This window comes from Thalassospira lucentensis (genome assembly GCF_032921865.1).
Classification (GTDB): domain Bacteria; phylum Pseudomonadota; class Alphaproteobacteria; order Rhodospirillales; family Thalassospiraceae; genus Thalassospira; species Thalassospira lucentensis_A.
The window spans coordinates 1,424,668-1,450,505 of sequence record NZ_CP136684.1; the positions used below are offsets into that span (position 1 = coordinate 1,424,668).

Annotated in this window: 21 protein-coding genes and 1 tRNA gene; 15 read left to right on the forward strand and 7 right to left on the reverse strand. The window is 53.7% G+C overall.

The window, feature by feature from the left end:
• The 7 genes from R1T41_RS07095 to R1T41_RS07125 all read left to right on the forward strand — a co-directional run bounded on the left by R1T41_RS07095 (position 1) and on the right by R1T41_RS07125 (position 8,941).
• Positions 1 to 1,536, forward strand: a complete 1,536-nt coding sequence (locus R1T41_RS07095; RefSeq protein ID WP_062950279.1) for a tripartite tricarboxylate transporter permease — start codon at positions 1 to 3, stop codon at positions 1,534 to 1,536.
• A 37-nt stretch (positions 1,537 to 1,573) separates the two neighbouring features.
• Positions 1,574 to 3,256, forward strand: a complete 1,683-nt coding sequence (locus tag R1T41_RS07100) for a methyl-accepting chemotaxis protein (protein ID WP_317340880.1) — start codon at positions 1,574 to 1,576, stop codon at positions 3,254 to 3,256.
• Positions 3,256 to 4,362: an AbrB family transcriptional regulator gene (locus tag R1T41_RS07105; RefSeq protein ID WP_317340882.1), complete on the forward strand. Its 1,107-nt coding sequence runs from the start codon at positions 3,256 to 3,258 to the stop codon at positions 4,360 to 4,362. Before R1T41_RS07100 ends, R1T41_RS07105 begins: the two co-directional genes overlap by 1 nt.
• A gap of 460 nt (positions 4,363 to 4,822) precedes the next feature.
• Positions 4,823 to 5,803 carry a Bug family tripartite tricarboxylate transporter substrate binding protein gene (locus R1T41_RS07110; protein WP_062950266.1) on the forward strand — a complete coding sequence of 327 codons (981 nt, stop codon included), beginning with the start codon at positions 4,823 to 4,825 and terminating at the stop codon, positions 5,801 to 5,803.
• 85 nt (positions 5,804 to 5,888) lie between these two features.
• Positions 5,889 to 6,392, forward strand: a complete 504-nt coding sequence (locus R1T41_RS07115; protein ID WP_317340884.1) for a tripartite tricarboxylate transporter TctB family protein — start codon at positions 5,889 to 5,891, stop codon at positions 6,390 to 6,392.
• Positions 6,389 to 7,903, forward strand: coding sequence for a tripartite tricarboxylate transporter permease (locus tag R1T41_RS07120; RefSeq protein WP_317340886.1), 1,515 nt, complete (start codon positions 6,389 to 6,391; stop codon positions 7,901 to 7,903). The genes R1T41_RS07115 and R1T41_RS07120 overlap by 4 nt, the downstream gene beginning before the upstream one ends.
• Positions 7,904 to 8,002: 99 nt before the next feature.
• The gene (locus tag R1T41_RS07125) at positions 8,003 to 8,941 is read left to right on the forward strand and encodes an AEC family transporter (RefSeq protein WP_317340888.1); all 939 of its coding nucleotides are present in this window, start codon (positions 8,003 to 8,005) and stop codon (positions 8,939 to 8,941) included.
• A 31-nt stretch (positions 8,942 to 8,972) separates the two neighbouring features.
• On the opposite strand, the gene R1T41_RS07130 is transcribed toward R1T41_RS07125, so the two are convergent.
• Entirely contained in the window at positions 8,973 to 9,299 is a 327-nt protein-coding gene (locus R1T41_RS07130) for an NIPSNAP family protein (protein WP_247794830.1), read from the reverse strand.
• A 165-nt stretch (positions 9,300 to 9,464) separates the two neighbouring features.
• Between R1T41_RS07130 and R1T41_RS07135 the strand changes: the two genes are divergently transcribed.
• Both R1T41_RS07135 and R1T41_RS07140 read left to right on the forward strand, forming a co-directional pair.
• Positions 9,465 to 10,205, forward strand: a complete 741-nt coding sequence (locus tag R1T41_RS07135) for a FadR/GntR family transcriptional regulator (RefSeq protein WP_247794831.1) — start codon at positions 9,465 to 9,467, stop codon at positions 10,203 to 10,205.
• A 145-nt stretch (positions 10,206 to 10,350) separates the two neighbouring features.
• Positions 10,351 to 12,018 (forward strand): thiamine pyrophosphate-binding protein, encoded by a 1,668-nt coding sequence (locus R1T41_RS07140; RefSeq protein WP_317340891.1) that lies wholly within the window; start codon positions 10,351 to 10,353, stop codon positions 12,016 to 12,018.
• A gap of 31 nt (positions 12,019 to 12,049) precedes the next feature.
• Here R1T41_RS07140 and R1T41_RS07145 read toward each other — a convergent pair whose 3' ends face one another.
• From R1T41_RS07145 to R1T41_RS07165, 5 genes are all read right to left on the reverse strand, one after another.
• Complete coding sequence (locus R1T41_RS07145; protein WP_317340893.1) at positions 12,050 to 12,697, reverse strand: 5'-methylthioadenosine/S-adenosylhomocysteine nucleosidase; 648 nt, start codon at positions 12,695 to 12,697, stop codon at positions 12,050 to 12,052.
• 102 nt (positions 12,698 to 12,799) lie between these two features.
• Positions 12,800 to 12,876 (reverse strand) — tRNA-Arg (locus tag R1T41_RS07150).
• A gap of 141 nt (positions 12,877 to 13,017) precedes the next feature.
• Positions 13,018 to 14,754: an adenylate/guanylate cyclase domain-containing protein gene (locus R1T41_RS07155; protein WP_209220693.1), complete on the reverse strand. Its 1,737-nt coding sequence runs from the start codon at positions 14,752 to 14,754 to the stop codon at positions 13,018 to 13,020.
• A gap of 159 nt (positions 14,755 to 14,913) precedes the next feature.
• On the reverse strand, positions 14,914 to 15,882 hold the full coding sequence (locus R1T41_RS07160; RefSeq protein ID WP_317340895.1) for an alpha/beta hydrolase: 969 nt from the start codon (positions 15,880 to 15,882) through the stop codon (positions 14,914 to 14,916).
• Positions 15,883 to 16,003: 121 nt separating this feature from the next.
• Complete coding sequence (locus tag R1T41_RS07165) at positions 16,004 to 16,966, reverse strand: ABC transporter ATP-binding protein (RefSeq protein ID WP_097051809.1); 963 nt, start codon at positions 16,964 to 16,966, stop codon at positions 16,004 to 16,006.
• Between the two features lie 185 nt (positions 16,967 to 17,151).
• On the opposite strand from R1T41_RS07165, the gene R1T41_RS07170 reads away from it, so the two are divergent.
• The 5 genes from R1T41_RS07170 (at position 17,152) to R1T41_RS07190 (ending at position 21,812) form a co-directional block, all read left to right on the forward strand.
• Positions 17,152 to 17,331: a zinc-finger domain-containing protein gene (locus R1T41_RS07170; RefSeq protein WP_007088596.1), complete on the forward strand. Its 180-nt coding sequence runs from the start codon at positions 17,152 to 17,154 to the stop codon at positions 17,329 to 17,331.
• Between the two features lie 143 nt (positions 17,332 to 17,474).
• Entirely contained in the window at positions 17,475 to 18,698 is a 1,224-nt protein-coding gene (gene trpB, locus R1T41_RS07175) for a tryptophan synthase subunit beta (protein ID WP_062950188.1), read from the forward strand.
• Positions 18,695 to 19,543, forward strand: a complete 849-nt coding sequence (gene trpA / locus R1T41_RS07180; protein WP_097051810.1) for a tryptophan synthase subunit alpha — start codon at positions 18,695 to 18,697, stop codon at positions 19,541 to 19,543. Before trpB ends, trpA begins: the two co-directional genes overlap by 4 nt.
• Positions 19,544 to 19,600: 57 nt before the next feature.
• Positions 19,601 to 20,536 (forward strand): acetyl-CoA carboxylase, carboxyltransferase subunit beta, encoded by a 936-nt coding sequence (accD, locus tag R1T41_RS07185; RefSeq protein ID WP_062950184.1) that lies wholly within the window; start codon positions 19,601 to 19,603, stop codon positions 20,534 to 20,536.
• Positions 20,517 to 21,812: a folylpolyglutamate synthase/dihydrofolate synthase family protein gene (locus tag R1T41_RS07190; protein ID WP_317340900.1), complete on the forward strand. Its 1,296-nt coding sequence runs from the start codon at positions 20,517 to 20,519 to the stop codon at positions 21,810 to 21,812. The genes accD and R1T41_RS07190 overlap by 20 nt, the downstream gene beginning before the upstream one ends.
• A gap of 17 nt (positions 21,813 to 21,829) precedes the next feature.
• Here the strand turns inward: R1T41_RS07190 and R1T41_RS07195 are convergent, their stop codons facing one another.
• A complete protein-coding gene (locus R1T41_RS07195) occupies positions 21,830 to 22,612 on the reverse strand; it encodes a hypothetical protein (RefSeq protein ID WP_317340902.1) in 783 nt (260 codons plus the stop codon).
• A 315-nt stretch (positions 22,613 to 22,927) separates the two neighbouring features.
• Here R1T41_RS07195 and polA point away from each other — a divergent pair, with 315 nt between their 5' ends.
• Positions 22,928 to 25,753: a DNA polymerase I gene (polA, locus tag R1T41_RS07200; RefSeq protein WP_317340904.1), complete on the forward strand. Its 2,826-nt coding sequence runs from the start codon at positions 22,928 to 22,930 to the stop codon at positions 25,751 to 25,753.
• Positions 25,754 to 25,838 lie beyond the last annotated feature (85 nt).

A 25,838-nucleotide genomic window follows, 5' to 3' on the forward strand; every position in this document is an offset into this window, starting at 1 on the left:
ATGCTTGAAGGAATTTTCTCCGGTCTGACGACCGCTATTATGCCGATCAACCTTCTGATGGTTGTTGTCGGCTGCTTTGCCGGCACGTTTATCGGTATGTTGCCCGGCCTCGGTCCGATCACGGCCATTGCGCTGATGATCCCGATCACCTACGGATTTGATCCGTCGACCGGCCTGATTCTGATGGCCGGTGTGTATTACGGTGCAATCTTTGGTGGCTCGACCTCATCGATCCTGATTAACGCACCGGGTGTTGCCGGAACAGTCGCCACAGCTTTTGACGGCTATCCGATGGCACAGCAAGGAAAGGCTGGTAAAGCACTTGCCATTGCCGCTTATTCCTCTTTTTCGGGCGGGACGATCGCTGCCATCTTCCTTCTGGTTGCCGCACCGGCACTGGCTTCGGTTTCGCTGTCCTTCCAGTCGGCTGATTACTTTGCGCTGATGGTTCTGGGCTTGACTGCCGTCTCGGCCTTTGCCGGAAAGGGCCAGGTTCTTAAGGCGATCACCATGACGCTGTTTGGCATCATGCTGTCGACAATCGGGACCGACCCGGCTGCCGGCGTTGCGCGCTTTACCTTTGGCAGCATGGATCTTGTTGACGGTATCAGCTTCCTGTTACTCGCCATGTCGACATTTGCCCTGTCCGAAGCCCTTTTGCAGATTCTGCGCCCTACCAAAGACACACGCAGTGACGAACAGAAAGCACTGAAGAATCTTGGATCGATGAAGCTCTCGAAAGACGAGGTCAAAACAATGACCCCTGTCATCGCGCGTTCCTCGGTACTTGGATTCTTTACGGGCGTTCTGCCGGGTGCAGGCGCAACGATTGCATCGTTCCTCGCCTATGGTCTTGAACGGAACCTTGCAAGTGCCAAGGAAAAACTTCAGTTCGGCAAGGGTTCGATCCGTGGCCTGACGGCACCCGAAACCGCAAACAACGCAGCTTGCTCGGGCTCGTTCGTGCCGCTTCTGACGCTTGGCATCCCGGGTTCGGGTACCACTGCTGTCATGATGGGTGCTTTGATTTCCTATGGTGTCCAGCCGGGCCCCCGTCTGTTTGTCGAACAGCCTGACGTGTTCTGGTCGGTCATCATTTCGATGTATATCGGCAACATTGTCCTTCTGGTCCTGAACCTGCCGCTGATCCCTTACATCTCGCGTTTGCTGGCACTGCCCCAGCAGTTGCTGGTTCCGTTCGTCCTGTTCTTCTCGCTGATCGGTGTTTATCTGGTGACGTTTAACACCATGGATATTCACCTGATGGTTCTGGCCGCGGCAATCGCAATTGGTCTGCGTCTTTTGAACTATCCGATGGCACCAATGCTGCTGGGCTTCATCCTTGGCGAGATGATGGAAGAAAACCTGCGTCGTGCATTGATGATCAGTGATGGTTCGATTTCCTTCCTTTGGGAACGTCCGATCACACTGGTTATCCTGCTGATCAGCATTGCCTTCCTGCTTGCTCCGCTTGTCGGAAACACACGTCAATGGCTGCGCAAACGCAAAGCCGTTCCGAATGACGGCGAAATGTAAGACCAAGAAAATCTTCGACGCGAAGGATCCAGAAGCGATGCGTTTTCTTGATAATCTGGCAATCGGTCCCAAAACACTTTTGGTTCCTGTTTTTCTTATGGTCGTGATCATTGCGATGGGTATCGCAACGGTTCTAACCTTGGAAAGCGAAAAGGAAACGCTGAACAACCTTCGCGTCGAAGCTTATGAACGTCGTTCCGATGCGCTGACACTCAGTGATGCATTAAATGAGGCACACGGGACGCTGTTTCGAATTCTAACCTGGGACTCAAACGGCATTAACGCCGCAGCCGTTCCCGAACTTCGCGAAAAGGCCGGTAATCTGTCTACTGAACTGGCCCCGCTTGCCGAACGTCTGGCAGAAGTAGGCGGTGATGAATTCACCACCGCCTATGACACCTATATGGCCGAAGTCGATCAGTTCCTGATCGAAAGCGAGATGAATGTCTATGGCGCGCTTGAGGTTATTGCGCGTGCCGATGAATCATTCCGTGCTTTGCAAGTACCGTTGCAAAAAATTCTCGTGCAGTCTCAGGAAGTTGCCACGACCTCATTTGGCAACGCCCAGGTACAGGCCGAGACACTTCAGAAGGTTTTCGTGATTGTCGCAATTGTCGTGATCCTTATCGCAGCAATCGTATCGGTATTTGTTTCGCGACGTATTTCGCGCCCGATGACGGATCTTGCGCAATTGATCGAACAGATTTCCAAGGGCGATCTTGATATCGAAATCCGCGGTGTTCAGCGCCGCGATGAAATTGGTGTCGTGGCACGGTCGGTAACAGTGCTGCGCGACCAGTCAAAAGAAGCCGAAACCCTGCGCCACGAACGCGAACGGGTCCGTAAGATCGAACGCGAACGCCAGCTTGAACTGGTTACGGCAACCGATAATTTCCAGCGCGCCGTGCAGGAGGCCCTTGGCGGCTTTGACCGTGAATTCGGTTCGCTTAACGGTTCCGCAAACGACATGGAGCAAATCGCGACATCAGCAACCGCACGTGCCGCCGATGCCAACCACCATTCCGAAACTGTGCTCCACCATATCGAAGCCGTTTCACAAACCACCGCCAGCCTGTCAGAAGCCATCGGTGAAATTGGCCAACAGGCCCAGCGATCAGCCGAGGTTGCCGGACGCGCCCGCAATGAAAGCGAACATTCCCGCGCCCTTTTCGAGCAACTGACCGAAGCCACACAGCGAATTGGCGACATCGTTACCCTGATCGAAGACATTGCCAACCAGACCAACCTTCTGGCACTTAATGCCACGATCGAGGCGGCACGTGCCGGTGACGCAGGCAAAGGCTTTGCCGTTGTCGCAGGCGAGGTTAAAAATCTTGCTTCGCAGACAGCCCGGGCGACCGAAGATATTTCAGCACAGGTCGAAGAAATCCGCGGTCTGACGGACAATGTGGTCAGCGCCCTTGAATCGGTTGCCAACGTTATCGGCGAGGTTGACCAGTCGGCCGCGGCCATTGCGGCGGCGGTAGAAGAACAGCAGGCATCAACCAACGGCATTTCAGCCAGCATTCATGATGCCAATGGTGGCATGCGAACCGTCGCCGATGCCGTTGGCGCACTGGATACGGAAACCGCCCGCGTTCACAGTGGATCGGAAAATGTGTCACGGGCAACAAACACCCTGAACACGGAAGCCGCCCGGCTGCGTGACGCGATTGACGGCTTCCTTGATCAGATTAACAAGAACAAGGCCGACGCATAATGAGCATCCCGCCGGAAAGGCCCGCAAACGACAGTTGGATCAATCGCCTCTCCGGCAGCCTCACCCCGAAATTTTTCAAAAACCTGTTCGTTGCACTTGGTATCGGGCTTGTTGGCGGGTTGATCGCACATAGCATCAATATGCCGCTTGCCTGGATGATGGGGCCAATGCTGGCGACATTTGTCGCCAGCCTGCTGCGTGTCCGGATGGGCATCCCGATGCGATTCCGGTCGGTCATTCTGGGTGTGATCGGTATATTTCTGGGCGCATCCTTTACCCCAGATACCCTTGATCAGGCCGCACGATGGCCAATCAGTATGATCGCCGTTCTGCTTTATGTTCCCATCATCACCCTTGTTGTCACATGGTTTTACAGCAAAGTCGCAAAACTTGATCCCGCAACGGCCCTGTTTTCGGCAACCCCGGGCGGTTTGACGCCGATGGTGGTTCTGGGCGCTGCAGCAGGCGGCAATGAACAGGAAATTGCCCTGACGCAGGGTTTACGTGTTTTGCTTCTGGTGATGTCTGCCCCTGCAATCGTGCTTCTGATCACGGGTGTCGTCGCCAACGGACATGGCGACAGCAATGCCATCCAGATGACATTGTCCGAAGGATTGATCACTGCGTTTTGCGCAATCACAACAGTGCTGATCTTCCGAAAAATTGGCGTTCCTGCAGCCGAAATGACCGGAGCCATGCTGGCAAGTATGGCTTTGCATGTTACCGGTGTCGTCGAAGGCAATCTGCCGGCTTGGCTTCTGGCCGGAAGCCTTCTGATCCTTGGTTCCGCCATCGGCAGCCGCTTTGCCGGTGTCAAACTTTCCTTCCTCGCGCGCCTTGCCGGTTATTCCATTTTTGCCACGGTACTGATTCTTGCCTTTACCGGCGGTGTGGCGTGGTTTGTTTCAGACTGGCTGGATCTGGATTATATCGCAGTCCTGCTTGCCTTTGCACCGGGCGGCGTCGCAGAGATGTCACTGATTGCACTGGCACTCAATGTCGAGCCAAGCTTTGTTGCTTTCCACCATATCGTTCGTATCTTCAAGATCGTTCTTCTGGCACCGATGATGGCCAAGTGGTTTGAACGCTACCGTCGGAAAAATTAGCAGCCAACGGAAAAAAGGCCACGTTGCGTTGGCAACGCCAAGTTTCATCTTTTTGATCTGTGCCTGAAATCTGAAACTCAGATCGGTCAATTTCATATGATGAATCTGTTATTCCCTGACTTTACTGGCTTACATGGTCACGAAAGAACTGAAATCCTGAAAATTCATATTATGTTATTTACATCGTGACTTCTATTTTCTAGAGTTCAGTCGTCTGAAATTACGTCATATTGTTATAACACCAGCCTGACAGCTCGCTTTGGGCGCTGGCAAACATGATACCGCAAAGCGCCTCACTATAGTTGTCAGACAACCACATATATGATGACTATTTCGAAAATAAGAATAAATATGACGAATTAAAAATCACAACCCCATCGGCAAAAGAAGCGAAAAGCCGCCGTCCGACACAAATCTGTTGCCCAACATGTCAGGCAACAAACGATCAAGGAGGAAACAAATGAAATCATTTCTTAAAGTCGCCGGTGCGACTCTTGCTCTGTCCATCGGCTTTGCAAGCCAGTCATTCGCCGCTGATTACCCCACCAAGGATATCCGGATGATCATCCCATGGGGTGCCGGCGGAGGAACGGACGGCATTGTCCGCAAACTTGGCACGATTGCCGAGAAGGATATCGGTCAATCAATCTATGCCGAAAATATAGAAGGCGGCATCAGTGCAACCGGCATCATGCAGGTCATGAAAGCGCGCCCGGACGGCTACACCCTTGGTGCACTGACCTATGACAGCGTCGTCACCGTTCCCTGGCAGGGGCTTCTGCCGACCTACAAACTTGATAAGCTGAAGCTGATTGCACGCGTCACCAGCGAACCTGATGCGATCATCGTCGATGCGGACTCGCCCTATAAATCCGTTGATGATCTTGTTGCCGCGGCAAAGGAAAATCCGGGACAGATCAAAATCGGCATCCAGAATACGGGATCGCGACTGCATCTGGCGATGCTGCAATTCCAGCAGCTGACCGGTACGGAATTCAAACTGATCGCCTATCCGGGTGGTGCCGCCCCCCAGAAAGAAGCCATTCTATCTGATGAAGTCGACGTTGTCGCGACCAGCATGGGTGATTTTTCGGCCTTGATCGAAGGTGGCGATGTTCGCGGGCTTGTTGAATTCTCGGACAACCGCAACCCGACCTTCCCGGATGTGCCGACTGCCAAGGAAGAGGGTGTCGATCTTCAGATCGGCAGCTTCATCGTTCTGGCAGCACCGGCCGATACGCCGGATGACGTCATTGCAAAGGTCGAAGCGAACTACAAGGCCGCCCTTGAAAGTGACGAATTCCAGGAATGGGTTTCAAAAGTCGGCGTTTCACCGAACTGGTTGGGTACAGACGAAGTAACCGCATGGGCCGAGGAAACCCAGAAAACCCTGTTTGATCAGATGCAGGCACTGGTCGACCAAGGCGTCATCAAGAAGTAACTCCCAAAACCGGCCGAGTGGCATCCAATAACCGGTGCCACCCGGTCATTTTTGGTCGCCCACCGCCGGAACGGAGATCACCTAAATGTCATCTTCCAGTTTTGCTGTGAAAAAAGGCAACCTTATTCTGCCTATTTTCCTTCTGATCATCACGACCGTCTATCTTGCAACAGCACTACAAATCACCCCGCAATTTGATGAGGGGCTTGTCGGTCCGTCGTTCGTTCCGGTTCTTGCATCGATCCTGATGTATGTTGCACTTGGTTTTGTTTTTCGCGACATCCTGCGCGCACCAGCCCCAACCGAAGACGCAGCAGGCGATGAAGTTAAAGAAGAAGACAAACCATCCCTTGCGGCCGCCATCAAAATCGTCCTTGCCACCGCGATCTATATCACGGTTTTCAAAACGCTGGGCTACCCGCTTTCGACCTTTCTTTACGTCTATGCATTGCTGTTTTTCTTCAGGCTTGAAAACACCGGCCAAATCCGCCGTATCGCATATTCGGCAATCATCACTGCCGTGTTCTATGTTCTGTTTGCCGTGATTTTCCAGGTACGATTGCCCATGCTGGAGGGCCTGTTGCCATGAATTTCATTCTTGAAATTCTGGGCGGATTTAGCGCCCTCGCCTCGCCCGAAGTATTGGCCTATATGGTCATCGGCTTTTTGATCGGGACGTTCTTTGGCGCTGTACCCGGTCTGACATCGGTTCTTGCCATCGCCCTGCTATTACCGATCACCTACAGCCTTGATGTTGTTCCCGCACTTGTCATGTGCGCGTCGATCTTCATGTCGGGCATGTATGCAGGCTCGATCACGGCAACGACGATCAACATCCCTGGCGCACCATCATCCATGATGACCTCGATCGAGGGGTATGCCTTGATGAAAAAGGGCCAAGGTGCAAATGCACTTGGTCATGCCGCCCTTGGATCAATGATCGGCGGTGTTGTCGGTGCATTGCTTTTGATTGCGCTGACACCGGTTGCCGCCAAGGTTTCGCTTCTGATCCAAACCCCGGGCAAGTTTTCTCTTATTCTGTTTGCCTTGGTTGTGATCGTGATTTCCCAGCGCGATGCAATTGCCAAAGGCACGATTGCCACCCTGCTGGGCATTATGATCGCTACGATCGGCATTGATGTCATGCAGCCGATTGCACGATTTAACTTTGGCACGGAAACGCTGGTCGAGGGCATCGACATGATGCCTCTGATCATCGGCACCTTTGCCATAAGCGAGATCCTGTATCAGGCGCAGCAAAGCCGCGATCCACTGACAATTGACGCCAACACCCGAAATCTGGCACCAATCCGCCGCAAAGATTTCCTGCCAAGCTGGCACGAAATCCGCGAAATCGGGTTTTTCACATATCTGAAAAGCGCATTGATCGGATATTTTATCGGCGTCCTTCCGGGTGCCGGCGGATCAATGTCAGCCTTTGTCTCCTATGCCGAAGCCATGCGCAAATCCAAAAAGCCCGGGGAATATGGCAAGGGTTCGCGCGAAGGCATTGCCGCGGCTGAAACCGCGAACAATTCCATGTGCGGCGGGGCATTTGTGCCGATGTTGATGTTCGGTATTCCAGGTGACCCGACAACGGCAATCGTACTGGGGGTTTTGATCATCAACGGTCTTCAGCCGGGACCACGGCTTCTGGATACGCAGCTTGATCTCATTGCGCCGATGTTTGCGTCGCTTCTGATCAGTGCATTGATCCTTATCCCGCTGACACTGTATTTGCTGGGTCCGTACTTCGTTAAAATCGTCTCGATCCGCAAAGCACTGCTTTATTCGTGCATCGCAGTTGTTGCATTGGTCGGAAGCTACGTTGCGACCTACTCCCCATTCCAGATGATGCTGGCACTTGTTTTCGGGATTCTGGCATTTTTCCTCCGCAAACAGAATTACCCCACCGTCACCTTGCTGCTGGGCTTTATTCTTGGGCCGGATCTTGAACAGTATCTGAGACGGGCGCTGTCCTTAAACGACGGAAATCCCTTAACATTCCTGACCAGTCCGGACAGTCTTTTCTTCCTCGTTCTGACGGTTATCTTTTTCTACTTCATGGTCATCCGCGTACCAAAGACACCAAAAATCTGATCTATTGATTGCCGAACTTGCCACCTTCCTCATACCCCTCCCGGGGCGGGTGGCATTTTTTCATCCCGGATTTCAAAAGAACGTGGATCAGGAAATACAATGCTGCTGAACCTTATTGATCAGCTCGGACCGATTTTTCTGCTGGTTGCAGCAGGCTTTGCCCTCGCCAAAATCGGCTTGATCAGGGCAACCGCGATTGATGGGCTGACCAAGATGACGTTCTGGACGCTCATCCCCGCAACATTGTTCCTGACAATCTCAGCAAACCGGGTCTCCCAACTGTTCAATTTATCAATCTGGATTGCCTATTACGGTGCGGTAAGCCTCACCGCTATTTCCGTTTTCATTTTGTTGCGAGCAGACAAGAAGAACAGCACACCCGAAGCCATTGTTCTGGCCTTTGGTGCAATATTTTCCAATATCGGCATGCTCGGCATTCCGGTTGTCGATATACTGTTCGGGCATGAGGGGTTGCTCGTACTGGCAACCATATTATGCATTCACGCCATCAGCCTTTTGACACCAACGATCCTGCTTCTGGAATGGAGCCGCAACAGAACAGGAAACCCGGCAGCCATTCTTGGCAAAACCCTGCGTGCGCAAATATGCAATCCAATCATTATTGCCATTATCTGCGGCATCGTGGTTGCGGCTTCGGGCATTACCCTGCCGCCAGTTGCGACGACATTTTTCGGGATGCTCAAAGCTGCGATGCCGCCAATTGCGCTGATGCTGATCGGGGCAGGAATTTATGGGCAAAAGCTGCGCGGCAATCTGGGGGCCAGCATTACGGGTGCTGTTGCCAAGGTATGCATCATGCCCGGTCTGGTTTTCATCATAGGCAGCCTGCTGCATTTACCCCTGCGGATCATGGCACCCGCAATAATGATCGCGGCCCTCCCCCCCGGGGTAAATTCGGTCCTGATGGCGACCACCTATGGTACCGCCCGGGAACGCACGGCAACGACCATGCTGGTTGCGACATTACTGTCCGTCGTGGTCCTGCCGGTACTGGCAATCATACTTGCCTTTGACTAGGCAATGGAGGACCACGACGACAATCTGATGATCAGCGGGCAGGCGGCGTCCAAAACGGTGCAGGCACCATCAGTTTGTTTTCCTGACTGACAAGATGCCCGGCATCCGCACTTTTCTTAAGATAGCTCTGCCATTCCGGATCCGCCTGCAGCGCCTGGCGTTTGGCTTCCCGATCCGCGGCATCCTGATAGGCCCAGATATGGACATAGGAATTCACAGGCCCGGTTTCCGTTACAATATAGGCATGTGGCTCGCCCAAATGACGGCTTTGCACCGGGAAACCGAACTCCCCATAAAGAGCCAGTTGTTTTTTGAGTGTGCCGGGGTAACAGCAATAGGTTCGGACGTCATAAAGCATGCTGGAAAGATCCTCCTTGTCGCAGGCAAAATGGTTTGTACCCTTTTGCCTCACAATATGTCATGTTGTCAGACAACATTACTTAATGATGACAGGCTGGCTCGCTTATGCCAAGACTTGAGTTACCTGAAATCGATCCTTTCGAACCGCTGATGGAAAACGCTTGTGGAAACCCGTTACGAAAAGCTTGAACGCCCACGTCGGCTCCCCGATGAAATCGCGGCGCGACTGACCCGGCAAATCGACGATGGCGCCCTCAAACCCGGCGACAAACTCCCAACGGAACAGGCACTGGCAAACGATTTTGGCGTTGCACGCACCGTCGTCCGCGAAGCAATCTCGCAGCTTAAAAGCGATGGGATCATCAATTCCCGTCAGGGTGTTGGTGCCTTTGTCTCCGATTCCGGCACACGTACTGTTTTCCGTATCGGCGAAGCCTGCTTCGCAAAGCGCAAGGAGCTTGCCCAGATCCTGCAATTGCGCACAAGCAACGAGGCCGAAGCCGCCTTTCTTGCCGCCGCACATCGCAACGAAGCCGACCTTGACGCGATGAACGATCAGATCACCATCATGCGGGAATCTCTTGAAAAATCCGGTGAGGCAAATGGCGAACGCCGGTACGAAGCCGAAAGACAGCTTTACCGCCATATCGCCCGTGCCAGCGGCAATGGATTCTTCGTCGATTTCCTTGGCATGCTGGATGGCAGAATTGATCAGAGCCTGCGTTCCGTTGCAATCAAGAACATGATCGCCGTTGAATCCCGCAAGGAGGTTCTGGCCGAACACGAAGCGGTTTTTGAAGCAATCGTTGAGCAGGATGCCGAAGCCGCACGTATCGCTGCACGCACCCATTTTGCAAATGCAGCAACCCGGCTTATCAGCCGTGCGAACCTTGCGGACGTCTGAACAGTCTGGAACGATTGCAATAATTGACGAAAAAACCGTGTTTAGGCATGCCGCCCATCTTTACGGGCAGGTTTAACCATGCTGAAATCCGGCCACGCGCAAAAGCGCCTCACCATGACAATGCGCCATCTTCAGGGAGCCCCGAATGTCTAATACTGCGGAAATGCGTCACGGCGGACGCATACTGGTCGATCAACTTGCCCTTCACGGCTGCGAACGGGTTTATCTTGTTCCCGGTGAAAGCTATCTGGCCGTTCTGGACGGTCTGGTCGACCATCCAGATATCGAACCAATCATCTGCCGTCAGGAAGGCGGTGCCGCCATCATGGCCGAGGCACACGGAAAACTGACCGGAAAGCCCGGCATCTGCATGGTCACGCGCGGACCAGGTGCCACCAATGCATCAGCAGGTGTGCATGTCGCCCATCAGGACAGCACCCCGATGATCCTTCTGGTCGGGCAGATCGGACGGGACATGGTCGACCGTGAAGCATTCCAGGAAGTCGACTATCGCAAGATGTTCGAACCGCTTTGCAAGTGGGTCGCCCAGATCGATGACATCAACCGCATCCCTGAATATATCAGCCACGCCTATCATATCGCGACCTCCGGCCGCCCCGGACCGGTGGTACTTGCGCTTCCGGAAGACATGCTGTCCTCGGCAGCCGAGGTTGCCGATGCCAAACCCTATTTCCTGATCGAAGCCAAAACCGCCCCCGAAGACGTCGCCCGTTTCCGTGGCGCACTGGCAGATGCAAAGCGGCCGATCATGATCGTTGGTGGTGGTGGTTGGACCGCAGAAACCACTGAAAACCTTAAATCGTTTGCAAAACGAAACAATGTTGCGATCGCCACCAGTTTCCGCTGTCAGGACTATATCCCAAACACGCACAGCCATTTCATTGGCGATGTCGGCATCGGGATTAATCCAGAACTGGCAAAATTCATTCGCGAAAGCGACCTTGTGATCCTTGTCGGGTCGCGCATGGGGGAAATGACCAGCAGCGGTTACAGCCTGCTTGAAATCCCCTGCCCGAAACAGAAACTGATCCATGTTTACGCAGGCCCCGATGAACTGGGTCGTGTTTATCGTCCTGATATCGCAATCAATGCATCCCAACGATCATTCATCCGTGCGATTGCCATGATGGAACCGGTGGATGGAAGTGAACGTGAAGAACAGATTGAAACGGCCCACGCTTCATATCTGAAATTCTCGACCCCGCTTGATACGCCAGGCGATGTAAAGATGGCGCATGTTGTCGCAAAGCTTCGCGAAATCCTGCCCGAAGACGCCATTGTGACCAACGGGGCCGGCAACTATGCCGCCTTCCTGCATCGATTCTTCCGGTATGGCAAATATCGTACCGAACTTGCACCGACTTCGGGCTCGATGGGCTATGGCCTTCCGGCATCTGTGGCCGCCAAGCTGACCCATCCGGACCGGCCGTCGATCTGCCTTGCCGGCGACGGATGTTTTCTGATGCACGGCCAGGAATTCGCAACAGCAGTTCAGTATGGTGCGAACATCATCGTAATCGTGGTCAATAACGGTATGTTCGGCACCATCCGCATGCATCAGGAACGCAATTATCCCGGTCGCGTTTCCGGTACCCAATTGCACAACCCGGATTTTGCGGCCTACGCTGTTGCCTTTGGCGGGCATGGCGAAACCGTCACCAAGACCGAAGATTTCGGCCCGGCTTTTGAGCGTGCCATGAATTCGGGAAAACCGGCGATTATCGAGGTACAGGTTGATCCGCAGGCATTAACCCCGATCAAGACACTGAATCAGATTCGCGCGGGCAGTTGATCTGCCAGACTGTGAAATACGGCGGGATCACTTACCGTTCAGGCAAAATGATCTCGCCATTTTCAAGAGCCCTGAGCAACTTGCCAACCGCGTCTGCTAGCTTCTCGTCAATGACATGCAAATAAGCTGTCCAATCCGAAAGCTTTTTAAGCTCTTCCTTGCCATCAGAAATTCCGCGCAGACCGATTAATGGCACGTCAAACTTCTGACAGACCCGCAAGATGGCATAGGTTTCCATATCCACCATATCGGCATCAATCGCGTCATAAGCGACACCCGATACAACATTTGCCCCCGTCGACAAACGGGCTTCCGGTACGCCGGGAATACGATGGAGCATCTCCAGAACCGCCGGAAGGTTCAGATAGGGTGTAATCCCCTTCTCGAAACCAAGCGCCGAGCAATCCATGTCACGGTAAGAAACGGTCGAGGCCTGATAGACCTCCGCTTGCTCAAGCGTACGCGAACCTGCCGATCCAAGAGTAATCACCAGATCAGGCAAATCACCCGACAATCTTAGTTCCGTCAAGACAGAGCTCAGATTAATTGCAGCTTCGACCGGACCAATGCCGATCATCAGCGGCGTGAACAATTTTTCAAGATGGGGACCATATTCCTGATTTGCCGCCATGGCGAACAGCACATTTGTTCCGGCAAAATCATGAAGATATCCGCGCATATCCCACCTATCTCGTCTGCGATTGATCCGGATGCAGATTAATGATCAGGACATGCTTTGCCAGCCCTTATTTAGGCCAGTTTGAAAATATTCCGGAGAAAATGGCGCACCCGACAGGATTCGAACCTGTGGCCTTTGCCTTCGGAGGGCAACGCTCTATCCAGCTGAGCTACGGGTGCGCAATGGGCATCGGGCAGCACGGCCCGAGCGGTTGGGTGATACAGGTTTTGTCCGTCGCGGGCAAGGATTTTTGACGGCCCCTGCCAATCAGCACCTTGCCACCCGTTCGGTTAAATTCTGGTTGCGACATATCACTGCGATCAGCTTTCGACGTCGCGTCGCTCATAGGGATCCCGAACGATCCACGTCCCGTTCCATTCCCGGTCCTGTTCGCGGCGCTGCAGACGTTCCATACGATTGAGCATAAGCTGAGCGGCGAAATCGCTGCCGATGCCTTCCTGAACTTCCTCGAAGAGAGGTTGGGCCTTGTCAAAATCGCCCTCGCGATAAAACGCAATCGCGGTTTCATAGGTTTTGCGCCAGTCGCGACGTTCGTCGCTTAGCTGTCCGGACTGTGCCAGCACTTCATAAAGATAAACTACATGCTCGGTCCCGAGCAGTACAACATGGTCCAGATCGCGCATCTCAATCTCGCCGGCTGCCATGCTGGCCGTTTCATGTGAAGCCAGAATCTGGGTACCGTAAATACGGTTGGCCTTTTCAAGGCGGTTGGCATAGTTCACGCAATCGCCAACCACCGTATAGGCGCGTGATTTATCCGTCCCGATTGAGCCGACGACAACCTCGCCGGTCGCGATACCAATACGAATATCAAGCCCGTGATCGCCGATCAGGTCGGCATATTTGGTCTTCAGCGCATTAAAGCGTGCCACCTGCTCCAACGCTGCCAGACAGGCATGCCCGGCGTGGCTTTTTTCCCCGCAGAAGGGCGGGCCCCAGAAACCGATCACCCTATCCCCGACAAAATTGTCGATAATGCCGCTATGGTTTGCAATCGGTTCGGTCATGGCGGTCAGATAATCATTGAGAAAATCGACGAGTTTCTCGGGCGGTATATGTTCGGCCATCCAGTCAAAATTGGTCAGGTTCACAACACTGACCGTCATCACCCGCTTTTGCGAGGTTTCAAGCGCGGTTTCCTGCGACAGCAGGTTATTGATGATCTTTGGATCAATATATTTGCCAAACCGTTCACGCATACGGAACCGTACGCGCAATTCGCGCGTCATGCGGTTAAAGGCATCCGCCAGCCGGGCAAAATCGCCCTTGCCCTTGAAATCAAGGCTTGTATCGAGCTTGCCTGACTGCACGCTGTTCAACGCATTGGTCGTATCGCGAACAGCTTTGACCACCGCCTGCGCCAGATAGTAGGCAAAGGAAATGCCGATCACCACCGCAGCCAGCATCATGATAAATTCGGCCTGGATCAGAAAATCTTCGCGCTCCGAGACATTTTCGACTGTTTCGCTGGAATATTTTTCCAGCAGCAAAATCTCGCTGCGCAGATCAAGCACAATGTTGCGATGAATACCGCGGACAAGATTTTCCTGACGCTGCGCGTCATCAAGGTCGCCTTCACGCACCCGGCTCAGTAACCTTTCAACGCCCAGATTGAACTGGGCGGCAATATCGGCGAATTCGCGCATACGAACATCAAGATCAAGCAATACACCTTGTTCGAAATGGCCCGATGCCTGTGCCCGGCCAAGTGCTGCCGAGGTAAAGGCCTTGCGAAAGGCCTGCTCGATCTGGGTTTGCTTGGCATCAATCTCGATTTCGATACCACTTAACAGGGGAGCATCCGGGCCTTCATTTTCGACAACACGCATGTAACGGTCGATCAGCGAAATCTGTTCAAGCTGACGGGAACGAACATCGGAAAGCGCATCCTTGACCGGCGTCACATAGCGCGACACTGCTTCAAGATCGCCATTAATTCCAAGTGACTGGATAACGGAGAACCCGGTAGCCACAACAAGCCACACGACAAAAAAGGCCGCGACACCCAGGAACTTCGCCCGAACGGTCCTTAGCATGCCGGTCCTGATCCTCCGAAAAACGTAGCTGAAAATGCCACCGAATACACAACGGCAATAGGTGCCATATCGTGACGGTCGCCCCGGGTAACAACCTTGGCAATCATATGCAACTGATTAAAAATGCTACCTGATCAGGGATCAGCGGTCAAAACGCAATCAATTGAGCGTACACGAAAAATCCCGGGCAGCCGCACCGCCCTTGATCCAGCGCCTGATATCGCCGATCACCGTTGGTCCGTTCAGGTCACGCAGCAACATGTGGTAGCCATCAGGAAACAGGCAAACCACACTCCGGTCCGGGTTTGATGCCCTGATGTCCTTCGCAATTGCACCAGTCGCCTCTGGTGGAATCACCTGATCCTGTTCGCCGGACAATAAAAGCGTTGGAATATCAATTTCTCCTGCCCGCTGATGAGCCAAATCCATCAAATCAGCCAAACCGGCAACCATATCAACCCGTGCCGATTTCATCATATGCGGATCACGTGACAGACGACGGAGCATTTCAATATTGTCCGAGGGCCAGATATCAAGTCCCTGCCCAGACAGGGGCAACCAAGGCAAACTGTGTGAGATGACAGAAAGCGGTGCGGTCTGATACCACGGCATCATGTCGCGGTTCCATACTGCCGGAGCCACCAGAATAACCCCGTCCATCCACCAGGGCCGCGATGCCGCCGTCACAATTGCAACCGCACCGCCCATTGAGTCCCCCATCAGATAGACCGGTCGACCCGGATATTGCGTACGCAGTGTGACCAGCATGTCAGCCGCATCATTGACGAGGCTTTGTATTCCCGACCAGAAAGGTCGCGTCGCAGTGCGCCCAAAGCCGCGCTGGTCATAAGCAAAAAGCGCAATATTATCAGACGCCAGCGTCGTTCCGGCTTCGTCAAATGCATTGGCGTAATCGCCAAATCCGTGCAGGCCAAGGATCACCGCATCCGGATCGCCAACCGGGCCCCAATGCTGCAAGGGTAACGATTCCCCGTCAGATGCAATGAACGCATTTTGGGTAATTTTAACGCTGCCAACCGGATCACCGGCAGGAATGACAGTCGGAGCGCAAGCCACCAGAAAAAACGAGAACCCGAGCCCGACAAACCGCAACAATGTTTTTGACATGTGGTTAATTGCTGCTCCCGAAGTCATTCTGGTTTGCGTTTGAAAGCCAAGTTAAGGGGAAAAAACAAAACCCTGCAAGAAACTTGCAGGGTTTTGAATGGTCTGGCAACTGCCTGAAAAATCAGGCAGCCTTACCCGCACGGGCCTTGTCATTATCGCGTGTCAGCATCAGGAAGATATCTTCAAGATCGCCTTCCTCGGTCGACAGGTCGGTAATTGCGAGACCGCAACCCTGAATGGCGTTAAGGATTTCAGCCATCTGGGTATTGCTGGGCCGGTAATTCAGCGCGATCTGGTTTGCGGCCTTAAGCTCCGCCCCCCAAGGGGTGAGTTCCTCGGGCACGGCATTGAGTTCGTTTTTAACTGTGAGAACCAGCGTTTTGTGGTCGATCCGGCGCAGAAGACTGCGTTTGTCTTCATGGGCAATCACATTGCCCTTATTGATGATCGCAATCTCGTCACACAGCTCTTCGGCTTCTTCAAGATAATGCGTGGTCAGAACAATCGTAACACCTGCCTTGTTCAGTTCCTTCACATAAGCCCAAAGCTGTTGACGCAGTTCGATATCGACCCCGGCAGTTGGTTCATCTAGCACCAGAACCGGCGGCATATGGACCATCGCCTTGCCGACCAGAAGACGCCGACGCATCCCACCCGAAAGCGAGCGGGAATAGGAATCGGCCTTATCTGACAGGCCAAGAGCGGCAAGAATCTCGTCCGTACGCCGCTCCGGTTTGGGGACACCATACAGGCCGGCCTGCAATTCCATCGCCTGACGCGGCGTGAAAAATGCGTCCAGATTAAGTTCCTGTGGCACGATCCCGATAGAACACCGCGCAGCGCGCATTTCGGTTTCGATATCATGGCCCCAGATTTTTGCCGTACCGCTTGTCTTGGTGACAAGACCGGCCAGAATATTGATAAATGTGGACTTTCCGGCGCCATTCGGACCAAGAAGGGCGAAAAATGAACCGCGTGGAATTTTCAACGACACGTTATCCAGTGCCAGTTTTTCGCCGTTCGCACCCTTGTAGAGCTTGGTCAGCCCTTCGACTTCGATGGCGTAGTCGGGCATTGCAGTCATGAATGCGTGATCTCCGCTCTTTTCCGCGTGGCTTGTTTGCGCTAAGACCATGCGGAAGTGTTGATTGAATATGCGCAATCGGTATCATCCCCATCAAAGCGGGGTCAATGGCTCTTGGCCCTGCTTCAGGTCGATGATCAACCGATGGTAACACCTATGCCTGTGCTAACTGGGAAGCTGGATATATGAAGATCACCGAAGAAATCAAAGTCGGCAGCCTCAATGTTGCCTGTGACGGCGGCAAAGGCCACCTTGGCCATCCCACCGTTTACCTCAATCTTGAGGAAAAGGGCGAGGTGGTCTGCCCTTATTGCTCGAAGAAATATATTTTCGACAAATCCCAGGCCGAGCACGCAGCCCATTAATCCGTTTTGCCCGGCCACGGGTAGAAGGAACCAGCGTTAAGGCTGCCAATCCCGTTAACACCGGCGGCTTCTCGCTGATCAAATGACTGTCGCATGTCTTTGCCGTCGCGGCACCGTTCGCGGCCCATCCACGGGGAAATCCTATGACGTCTGCACCAACCGCGCTTAACAGCTATCGTGCCCTTCCGGATCCGGATGGACATTTCGGCAATTTCGGGGGCCGCTTTGTCGCCGAAACCCTGATGCCGCTGATTCTCGAGCTGGAGCAGGCCTACAAGGATGCCAAGAAAGACCCGGCGTTTCAGAAAGAACTCGATTATTACCTGAAACACTATGTCGGTCGCGCAAACCCGCTTTATTACGCCGAACGCCTGACCGAACATCTGGGCGGTGCCAAGATTTATTTCAAGCGCGAGGACCTGAACCATACCGGCGCGCACAAGATCAACAACTGTATTGGCCAAATCCTTCTGGCCAAGCGCATGGGCAAAACCCGTATCATTGCCGAAACCGGTGCCGGCCAGCACGGTGTGGCAACGGCCACAGTTTGCGCGCGCTTTGGCCTGCCCTGCACGGTTTACATGGGCTCGAAGGATATCGAGCGCCAGTCGCCAAATGTCTTCCGCATGCGGCTTCTGGGGGCCGAGGTCAAACCGGTCAAATCCGGTTCCTGCTCGCTTAAAGATGCGATGAACGAAGCCCTTCGGGACTGGGTCACCAATGTCGAAGATACTTTCTACATCATTGGTACCGCTGCGGGTCCACACCCCTATCCGGAACTGGTCCGCGATTTCCAGTGCGTGATCGGCAACGAAGCCAAAGAACAGATCCTTGAACAGGAAGGCAGACTTCCCGATCAGGTAATTGCGGCCGTCGGTGGCGGCTCAAACGCGATCGGCCTGTTCCACCCGTTCCTGGATGACAAGGATATCGAAGTTGTCGGTGTCGAGGCAGCAGGTCACGGCATTCATACCGGAAAGCATGCCGCCAGCCTGAGTGCAGGCAAGCCGGGCGTTTTGCACGGAAACCGCACCTATCTGTTGATGGATGACGATGGCCAGATCAAGGAAGCCGATTCGATTTCTGCCGGTCTGGATTATCCGGGTATCGGCCCCGAACATAGCTGGCTCAAGGATATCGGGCGCGCCCGGTACGAGCCGATTGGAGACAAAGAGGCGCTTGAGGCCTTTAAGCTCTGTTCCGAACTCGAAGGCATCATTCCGGCGCTGGAATGCAGCCATGCCATCGCTCAGGTGATGAAAGAAGCACCGAAAATGGGCAAGGACAAGATCATCCTCATGTGTCTGAGCGGCCGGGGTGACAAGGACATCTTTACCGTGGCCGAAGCACTGGGAGTAGAACTGTGAGCGACGCAATCATCGGCGGCCAGGACCGCATTGCCAAACGTTTCGCCAAGCTCAGGGAAGAAGGTCGTGCCGGTCTGGTGACCTTTATCACCGCAGGTGACCCGGACCCTGAAGCCTCGTTTGAAATCCTCAAAGCCCTGCCCGAAGCCGGTGCGGATGTGATCGAACTTGGTATGCCATTTACCGATCCGATGGCCGATGGCCCGGCCATTCAGGAAGCATCAATCCGTGCATTGGCAGCCGGCATGCATATGCGCAAGACCCTGTCGCTGGTTCGCGGTTTCCGCGACCAGGATCACGAAACGCCGATCATTCTGATGGGTTATTACAACCCGATCTATATCTATGGCGTTGCCGAATTCCTTGAAGATGCACGCAATGCAGGGGTTGATGGCCTGATTGTCGTCGATCTGCCGCCCGAAGAAGATGCCGAACTTTGCGTCCCGACCGTGGAAAAAGGTTTGTCCTTCATTCGACTGACAACCCCGACATCCGATGACAAACGCCTGCCGAAACTCGTTCAGAATACATCAGGCTTTGTTTATTATGTCTCGGTTGCTGGTGTTACAGGTGCCGGTTCGGCAACCAATGACCAGATTGTCGAAGCCATGGCACGCCTCCGTCGCCATACGGATTTGCCGATTGCCGTTGGTTTCGGTATCAAGAACGCGACCCAGGCCGCAGAAGTTGCCCGGCAGGCTGATGCTGCTGTGGTCGGGTCGGCAATCGTATCAAAAATTGCCGAAAGTCTTGACGAAAACGGCAAGGCCACCGATAAGACCGCCTCTATGGTCACAGGCCTTGTTCGCGAACTTGCAGACGGGGTACGCAACGCGCGCAACTAATGCTGTGCGTTGCTGTGAAATGACCGATATAGGCAAAACCAAGGATCAGTATCCGATATGTCGTGGCTGACAGAATTCGTCCGTCCCAAGATTCAGAAACTTGTTCGCCGCACCGATGTGCCCGAAAATCTCTGGCATAAGTGCCCGTCGTGCGAACAGATGATCTTCCACCGTGACCTGGCAAAGAACAAACATGTTTGCCAGCATTGCGGCCATCATATGCGCATTTCAGCCAAGGACCGTCTTGAACTCCTGTTCGATGAGGGCAAATATCAGCTCATAGAACTGCCGAGCGTTCCGGTCGATCCGCTGAAATTCCGCGACCAGAAAAAATACACCGACCGCCTGAAAGCAGCACAGGCCAAGGCAACCTACAAAGATGCCCTGGCTGTTGCGCATGGCGATGTCGGCGGTCATGCAACCGTCGTTGCGGTCTTCGATTTTTCCTTCATGGGCGGATCGATGGGCACCGCCGTTGGCGAAGGCATCGTTGCCGCGGCCGAGCTCGCAACGGTTCAGGATGCGGCCCTTATCATCGTTCCGGCGTCGGGCGGTGCACGTATGCAGGAAGGCATTCTAAGCCTGATGCAAATGGCGCGCACCACGGCCGCGATCGAGAAGGTCAAGGAAAAGGGTCTGCCCTATTTCGTCCTTCTAACCGATCCGACCACCGGTGGTGTTTCGGCATCCTTCGCCATGCTGGGTGATATCCAGATTGCCGAGCCGGGTGCACAGATCGGTTTTGCCGGTCGTCGCGTGATTGAAAATACCATTCGTGAAAAACTTCCCGATGATTTCCAGACAGCCGAATATCTTCTGGAACACGGGATGGTCGATATGGTCGTACCGCGCGGTGAACTGAATGAAACCATCGGTCACCTGATCGATATGATCCGCCGCACCAAGCCGGGTGCCGCGATCGTTCCGATCAAGGATGCGAAGAAGAAACCCGCGAAAAAGGCCGAGACCGAAGGTGACAACGCCAAGAAGTGACGCGATTCTTGCGCGTCTGGGCCAGCTTCATCCAAAAGTGATCGATCTTTCATTGGGTCGGATTACCCGCTTGCTCGCCAAGCTGGGTAATCCGCACCTGAATTTGCCACCCGTCATTCATCTGGCCGGAACCAATGGCAAGGGATCGACATTGGCCTACCTGCGTGCCATCTATGAGGCTGCGGGTCTTCGTGTTCATACATCGACTTCCCCCCATCTTGTTCGCTTTCACGAACGCATACGTCTGGCCGGTGAACTGATCACCGAAGACGTGCTGTGCGACCTTCTTGAAGAAGTCGAAGCAATCAATGACGGCGAACAGATAACATTTTTTGAAATCACCCAGGCAGCAGCTTTTCTGGCCTATTCACGGGTTCCGGCAGACGTTGTCCTGCTTGAAACCGGTCTTGGCGGGCGGGTTGATGCATCAAACGTGATTGATAAACCGGCTCTGACCGTTATTACACCAATCTCGCTTGATCATCAGGGCTTCCTTGGCGATACCATTGCCAAGATCGCCTTTGAAAAGGCCGGGATCATGAAGCCGGGTGTACCGTGTGTGCTTGCACCTCAAAGCCTTGAGGCCTTTGATACGCTTGCCCGCCACGCCAACGATATCGGCAGCTCCCTGATCACGAATTTCGGCATCACCGCCGAACGCGAGGACGGCTTTACGCTTCGCATTACCGAAGAAGAATTTGATTTGCCTTTGCCTGCCTTGCCGGGGCGCCATCAATTTATCAATGCCGCGACCGCCATTACCGCTGCACGCTACGCCGGTATTCCCGATGTCGCAGGGCCGGATTTGGCAATAGTAGCGCGTGGGATCAGCCAAGCCAGCTGGCCCGCACGCCTTCAGAAGCTATTCACCGGACCACTTTGTGATGCTCTGCCTGAGGGGTGCGAGCTTATTCTGGATGGGGGACACAATATCGCAGCTGCCGAAGTCATCGCAGACTGGCTGTCCCGGCAGCCCAAAGGCGATACCGTCGCGATCATGGGAATGCTTGATAACAGGGACCCGGTCGCATTTCTCCAACCGCTGGCCCCTCATATCACATCATTTGCCGGCATTCCGATCCCGGGAGATCACGAAGTCCACAGCGCCGATACGTTGCGTGATGCTGCCGCCACGGCAGGAATCGCAAATGCATATGCCTGCGAAACCCTGGATGATGCGTTGGCCGTTCTGAAGAACGCTGTTGCAAAACCCAAAAGAGTTTTGATTTTGGGGTCGCTATATCTGGCAGGTGTTGTACTGGAAAATCACACCTGATCTGGCCCGTCTCGCGATCAGATTTCCGGTAAACGCACTTTATTGTTTACTGCTGACGAACTGCCGCCCCCCGTGCCACTGCCGTTTGATGATCCGTCATCATCCTTGCGCAGGCGAAGACTGCCAGCTTTGTGCACCTTGCGCCGGTCTCCGGCCACACCGGGCGGCAATCCGGCAGAGGCACCCTCTTTCGAAATCTGGTTCCTTACATGCTCCATCCGGTCATAACGATCTGCTTCGCGCCGAACAGTGCGACCGGTAACCCATGTGTAACCCAACACATAAAGCAGAAATCCCCCTACGCCGATGGTAAGGGTCAGGAACTGCAAAACCGGCAGAAAACTACCGAATAGCTGCCCACCGCCATAAATCATGAAAATGCAAACCGCCGCCACGGGGGCGAGTGCAAGGAAGAATATCCCGCGCACCTTGTGGCGGATCGGCCCGTAATGCATCAGCATCGCGTAAAACAGGTACATCAGCGCGATGAACACCACGAGTTTGATCAGCAGCACGAAATGGTCGACCGCCGGAAGGCGCTGGTTACGGTCATAAACGCCAAAGACAACGAACAAACCGTGCAGGAAAAGCCCGAAAATTCCAAACGTAATAAGAAAGCGCATCCATGAGGACGCACTAAAGAACCTGCGCCATCCCGATCCGTTGGACCGCGCAACCCGTTCGGCTTTTTTGGCCTTCTTGCGCCGATTTACCAGCTTCATGTCGTCATGCAGCTCGCGCGTCGGTTCTGCGGTTTCAATGCCGATGCCTTGTGGCTTGAAAACCGGTTTATCTTCCATCGCCGGCAATGACCGGTTCTCCCGTTTCCCGAAGGGAAGTTGCACTGCGATAGACCATATCAATCCCTGTGCGTCCTGATAAGCCCAAAGCGACATCCTGACATAAATGGTCAGAATACGATCATGACCGAAGTTTTCATTTCGATATCGACACGATAGTCAAAATTCTTGCTCTCTCCTGACAGTCTCCTGTCAGTAGTAGAGCCGGAAACAGCCAATATATTCCCGCTTTCGGCGATGCCCCACTCGACTTAGCCCGCTGGATCGGGCATTCTGCGGGCCATCAAATCACACGAATGAATGAGCATTAGACGCATGACAGATTCTGCGCCATCCACCGGTAAATCCCCCCGTCGCGTTGTTCTGGTTGACGGATCGGGCTTTATTTTCCGGGCCTTCCATGCCTTGCCTCCGATGACCAGTCCGGATGGTACACCGGTGAATGCGGTGTATGGTTTCTGTACCATGCTGATGAAATTGCGCGAAGATACCAAGCCCGATCATATGGCGGTTATCTTCGATACCAAGGGTAAGTCGTTCAGAAACGACTTCTATCCCGAATACAAAGCGCACCGTCCGCCGCCGCCCGAAGAACTGGTCCCCCAGTTCGGGCTTATCCGCGATGCGACGCGTGCCTTCAACCTGCCTTCGATCGAACTCGAAGGATACGAGGCCGATGATCTGATCGCGACCTACGCCCGACAGGCTGAGGCCGAAGGTTCCGATGTGATTATCGTGTCTTCAGACAAGGACCTGATGCAACTTGTCACGGACCGGGTGCAAATGTTTGATGCGATGAAGAATCGCACCATTGGCGCACCAGAGGTTCTCGAAAAATTCGGCGTCACACCGGATAAGGTCATTGATATTCAGGCATTGGCTGGCGATTCCGTTGATAACGTACCCGGTGTACCAGGCATCGGTATCAAAACCGCAGCCCAACTGATTGATGAATATGGCGATCTGGATGGTTTGCTGGAACGTGCAGGAGAAATCAAGCAACCCAAACGCCGTGAGAAACTGATCGAGAATGCCGAACTGGCCCGCATTTCGCGCGATCTGGTGACCCTCAAAACCGACGTTCCGGTTGTCGAGAAACTTGATGGTTTCGAACTGCGCGAACCTGATCCGGATGTTCTTTTAAGCTTTGTTTCAACACACGGCTTTAAATCTTTGGTTTCTAAAATAAAGGCGAAATTCGGTGGTTCTGTTGATGCCGAGGGCATTGTCGAACCCGGAACCGGTGTCAATGATATCAGTGTTGAAAAGGCAGAATATGAACTTGTGCAGGATGAAGACCGCCTAAGACACTGGATTTCAATGGCTGAATATGCCGGTACGCTTGCTGTCGATACCGAAACCACATCACTTAATGCCCATCAGGCCAAGCTGGTTGGCATTTCGCTTTCGACCGAACCGGGCAATGGTTGTTATATCCCTGTCGGACACGGACAGGGTCACAGCGAAAGTGGCGAAGCGCAGGGTGGTTTCGATTTCGATGCCCCTGCCGAGGCACCGGCAAAAATAGATGTCCCAAAACAAATCCCGCTTGATCGCGCGATTGCCTTACTCAAACCTCTTCTGGAAGACCCGGGCGTTCTTAAGGTCGGCCAGAACCTGAAATACGATATGATCGTATTGTCCCGTCATGGCATCAATGTCGCCCCGATAGACGACACCATGGTGCTGTCCTATGTTCTGGACGGCACAAGCCACGGCCATGGCATGGATGAATTGGCCGAACTGCATCTGGATTACAAACCAATCAAGTTTTCCGATGTTTGCGGATCGGGCAAGACCCAGATCACGTTTGATCAGGTTCCGCTCGACAAGGCGCTTGAATACGCTGCCGAAGACGCCGATATCACATTGCGCCTGCACCGGCTTCTGAAGCCCCGCATTGCGCAGGAACATATGGCCAGCGTCTATGAAACGCTGGATCGGCCGCTTGTACCGGTACTGGCCAAAATGGAAAGCCTTGGCATCCGTATTGACGCGGACAAACTCAAAACCCTATCGAACGATTTTGCCAAACGGATGGCCGCCCTTGAAGAAACCATCCATGAAATGGCCGGTGAACCGTTCAATCTGGGCAGCCCCAAACAGCTTGGCGAAATCCTGTTTGAAAAGATGCGCCTGCCGGGCGGGAAAAAGACCAAAACCGGTGCGTGGCAGACCGGCGCGGATGTTCTTGAAGCATTGGCGGCCCAGGGACATGACCTGCCAACCAAAATCCTTGAATGGCGGCAGCTTTCAAAGCTTAAAAGCACTTATACCGACGCGCTTGCCCATCATATCAATCCGGAAACCGGCCGCGTCCACACAAGTTACGGCCAGACCAATGTGAATACCGGTCGTCTGTCGTCAAACGACCCAAACCTGCAAAACATTCCGATCAGAAGCGAGGAAGGCCGTAAAATCCGTACTGCCTTTATCTCGGAACCCGGTTGCAAACTGATTTCTGCCGACTATTCGCAGATTGAATTGCGTCTTCTGGCGCATGTCGCCGAAATCGACGCCCTACGCGATGCGTTCAAAGATGGCAAGGATATCCACGCCGCGACGGCATCCAAGGTATTCGGCGTACCAATCGAAGGCATGGATCCGATGGTCCGCCGCAAAGCCAAGGCCATCAATTTCGGCATCATTTACGGTATTTCGGCCTTTGGCCTCGCCAACCAGCTTGGTATCCCGCAAAAAGAAGCCAAAGCCTTTATCGAAGCCTATTTCGAAATCTATCCCGGCATTCGCGATTACATGGAACAGGCCAAAGATTTCGCCAAAAAGCATGGCTTTGTCAGAACCCTGTTTGGCCGCCAGATTCATATCAACGGCATCAATGATAAAAACGGCATGCGCCGAAGCTTTGGCGAACGTGCCGCGATCAACGCCCCGATTCAGGGCGGTGCTGCTGACATCATCAAACGCGCGATGATTGCCGTTCCGGGTGCGCTTCTTGATGCGGGGCTTAAAACCCGCATGCTGCTTCAGGTCCACGATGAATTGATATTTGAAGCCCCTGAAGACGAAACCGAAAAAGCCGTCAAGGTGATCCGTGAGGTCATGGAAAATGCCGCACAGCTGTCCGTACCGCTTATCGCGGATGCCGGTATCGGGGATAGCTGGGCGGATGCCCATTGATCGGATCAATATCCGGATACCTCAGCAAAACAAAAGCCCCGGCAGCACTGCCGGGGCTTTTGCATAAAATGACCCGATCAGGGCT

Bases quoted from the DNA above. Each gene is read 5' to 3' on its own strand.
- R1T41_RS07095 (WP_062950279.1), top strand. From the start codon at position 1: ATGCTTGAAGGAATTTTCTCCGGTCTGACGACCGCTATTATGCCGATC.
- R1T41_RS07100 (WP_317340880.1), top strand. From the start codon at position 1,574: ATGCGTTTTCTTGATAATCTGGCAATCGGTCCCAAAACACTTTTGGTT.
- R1T41_RS07105 (WP_317340882.1), top strand. From the start codon at position 3,256: ATGAGCATCCCGCCGGAAAGGCCCGCAAACGACAGTTGGATCAATCGC.
- R1T41_RS07110 (WP_062950266.1), top strand. From the start codon at position 4,823: ATGAAATCATTTCTTAAAGTCGCCGGTGCGACTCTTGCTCTGTCCATC.
- R1T41_RS07115 (WP_317340884.1), top strand. From the start codon at position 5,889: ATGTCATCTTCCAGTTTTGCTGTGAAAAAAGGCAACCTTATTCTGCCT.
- R1T41_RS07120 (WP_317340886.1), top strand. From the start codon at position 6,389: ATGAATTTCATTCTTGAAATTCTGGGCGGATTTAGCGCCCTCGCCTCG.
- R1T41_RS07125 (WP_317340888.1), top strand. From the start codon at position 8,003: ATGCTGCTGAACCTTATTGATCAGCTCGGACCGATTTTTCTGCTGGTT.
- R1T41_RS07130 (WP_247794830.1), bottom strand. From the start codon at position 9,299: ATGCTTTATGACGTCCGAACCTATTGCTGTTACCCCGGCACACTCAAA.
- R1T41_RS07140 (WP_317340891.1), top strand. From the start codon at position 10,351: ATGTCTAATACTGCGGAAATGCGTCACGGCGGACGCATACTGGTCGAT.
- R1T41_RS07145 (WP_317340893.1), bottom strand. From the start codon at position 12,697: ATGCGCGGATATCTTCATGATTTTGCCGGAACAAATGTGCTGTTCGCC.
- R1T41_RS07155 (WP_209220693.1), bottom strand. From the start codon at position 14,754: ATGCTAAGGACCGTTCGGGCGAAGTTCCTGGGTGTCGCGGCCTTTTTT.
- R1T41_RS07160 (WP_317340895.1), bottom strand. From the start codon at position 15,882: ATGTCAAAAACATTGTTGCGGTTTGTCGGGCTCGGGTTCTCGTTTTTT.
- R1T41_RS07165 (WP_097051809.1), bottom strand. From the start codon at position 16,966: ATGACTGCAATGCCCGACTACGCCATCGAAGTCGAAGGGCTGACCAAG.
- R1T41_RS07170 (WP_007088596.1), top strand. From the start codon at position 17,152: ATGAAGATCACCGAAGAAATCAAAGTCGGCAGCCTCAATGTTGCCTGT.
- trpB (WP_062950188.1), top strand. From the start codon at position 17,475: ATGACGTCTGCACCAACCGCGCTTAACAGCTATCGTGCCCTTCCGGAT.
- accD (WP_062950184.1), top strand. From the start codon at position 19,601: ATGTCGTGGCTGACAGAATTCGTCCGTCCCAAGATTCAGAAACTTGTT.
- R1T41_RS07195 (WP_317340902.1), bottom strand. From the start codon at position 22,612: ATGGAAGATAAACCGGTTTTCAAGCCACAAGGCATCGGCATTGAAACC.
- polA (WP_317340904.1), top strand. From the start codon at position 22,928: ATGACAGATTCTGCGCCATCCACCGGTAAATCCCCCCGTCGCGTTGTT.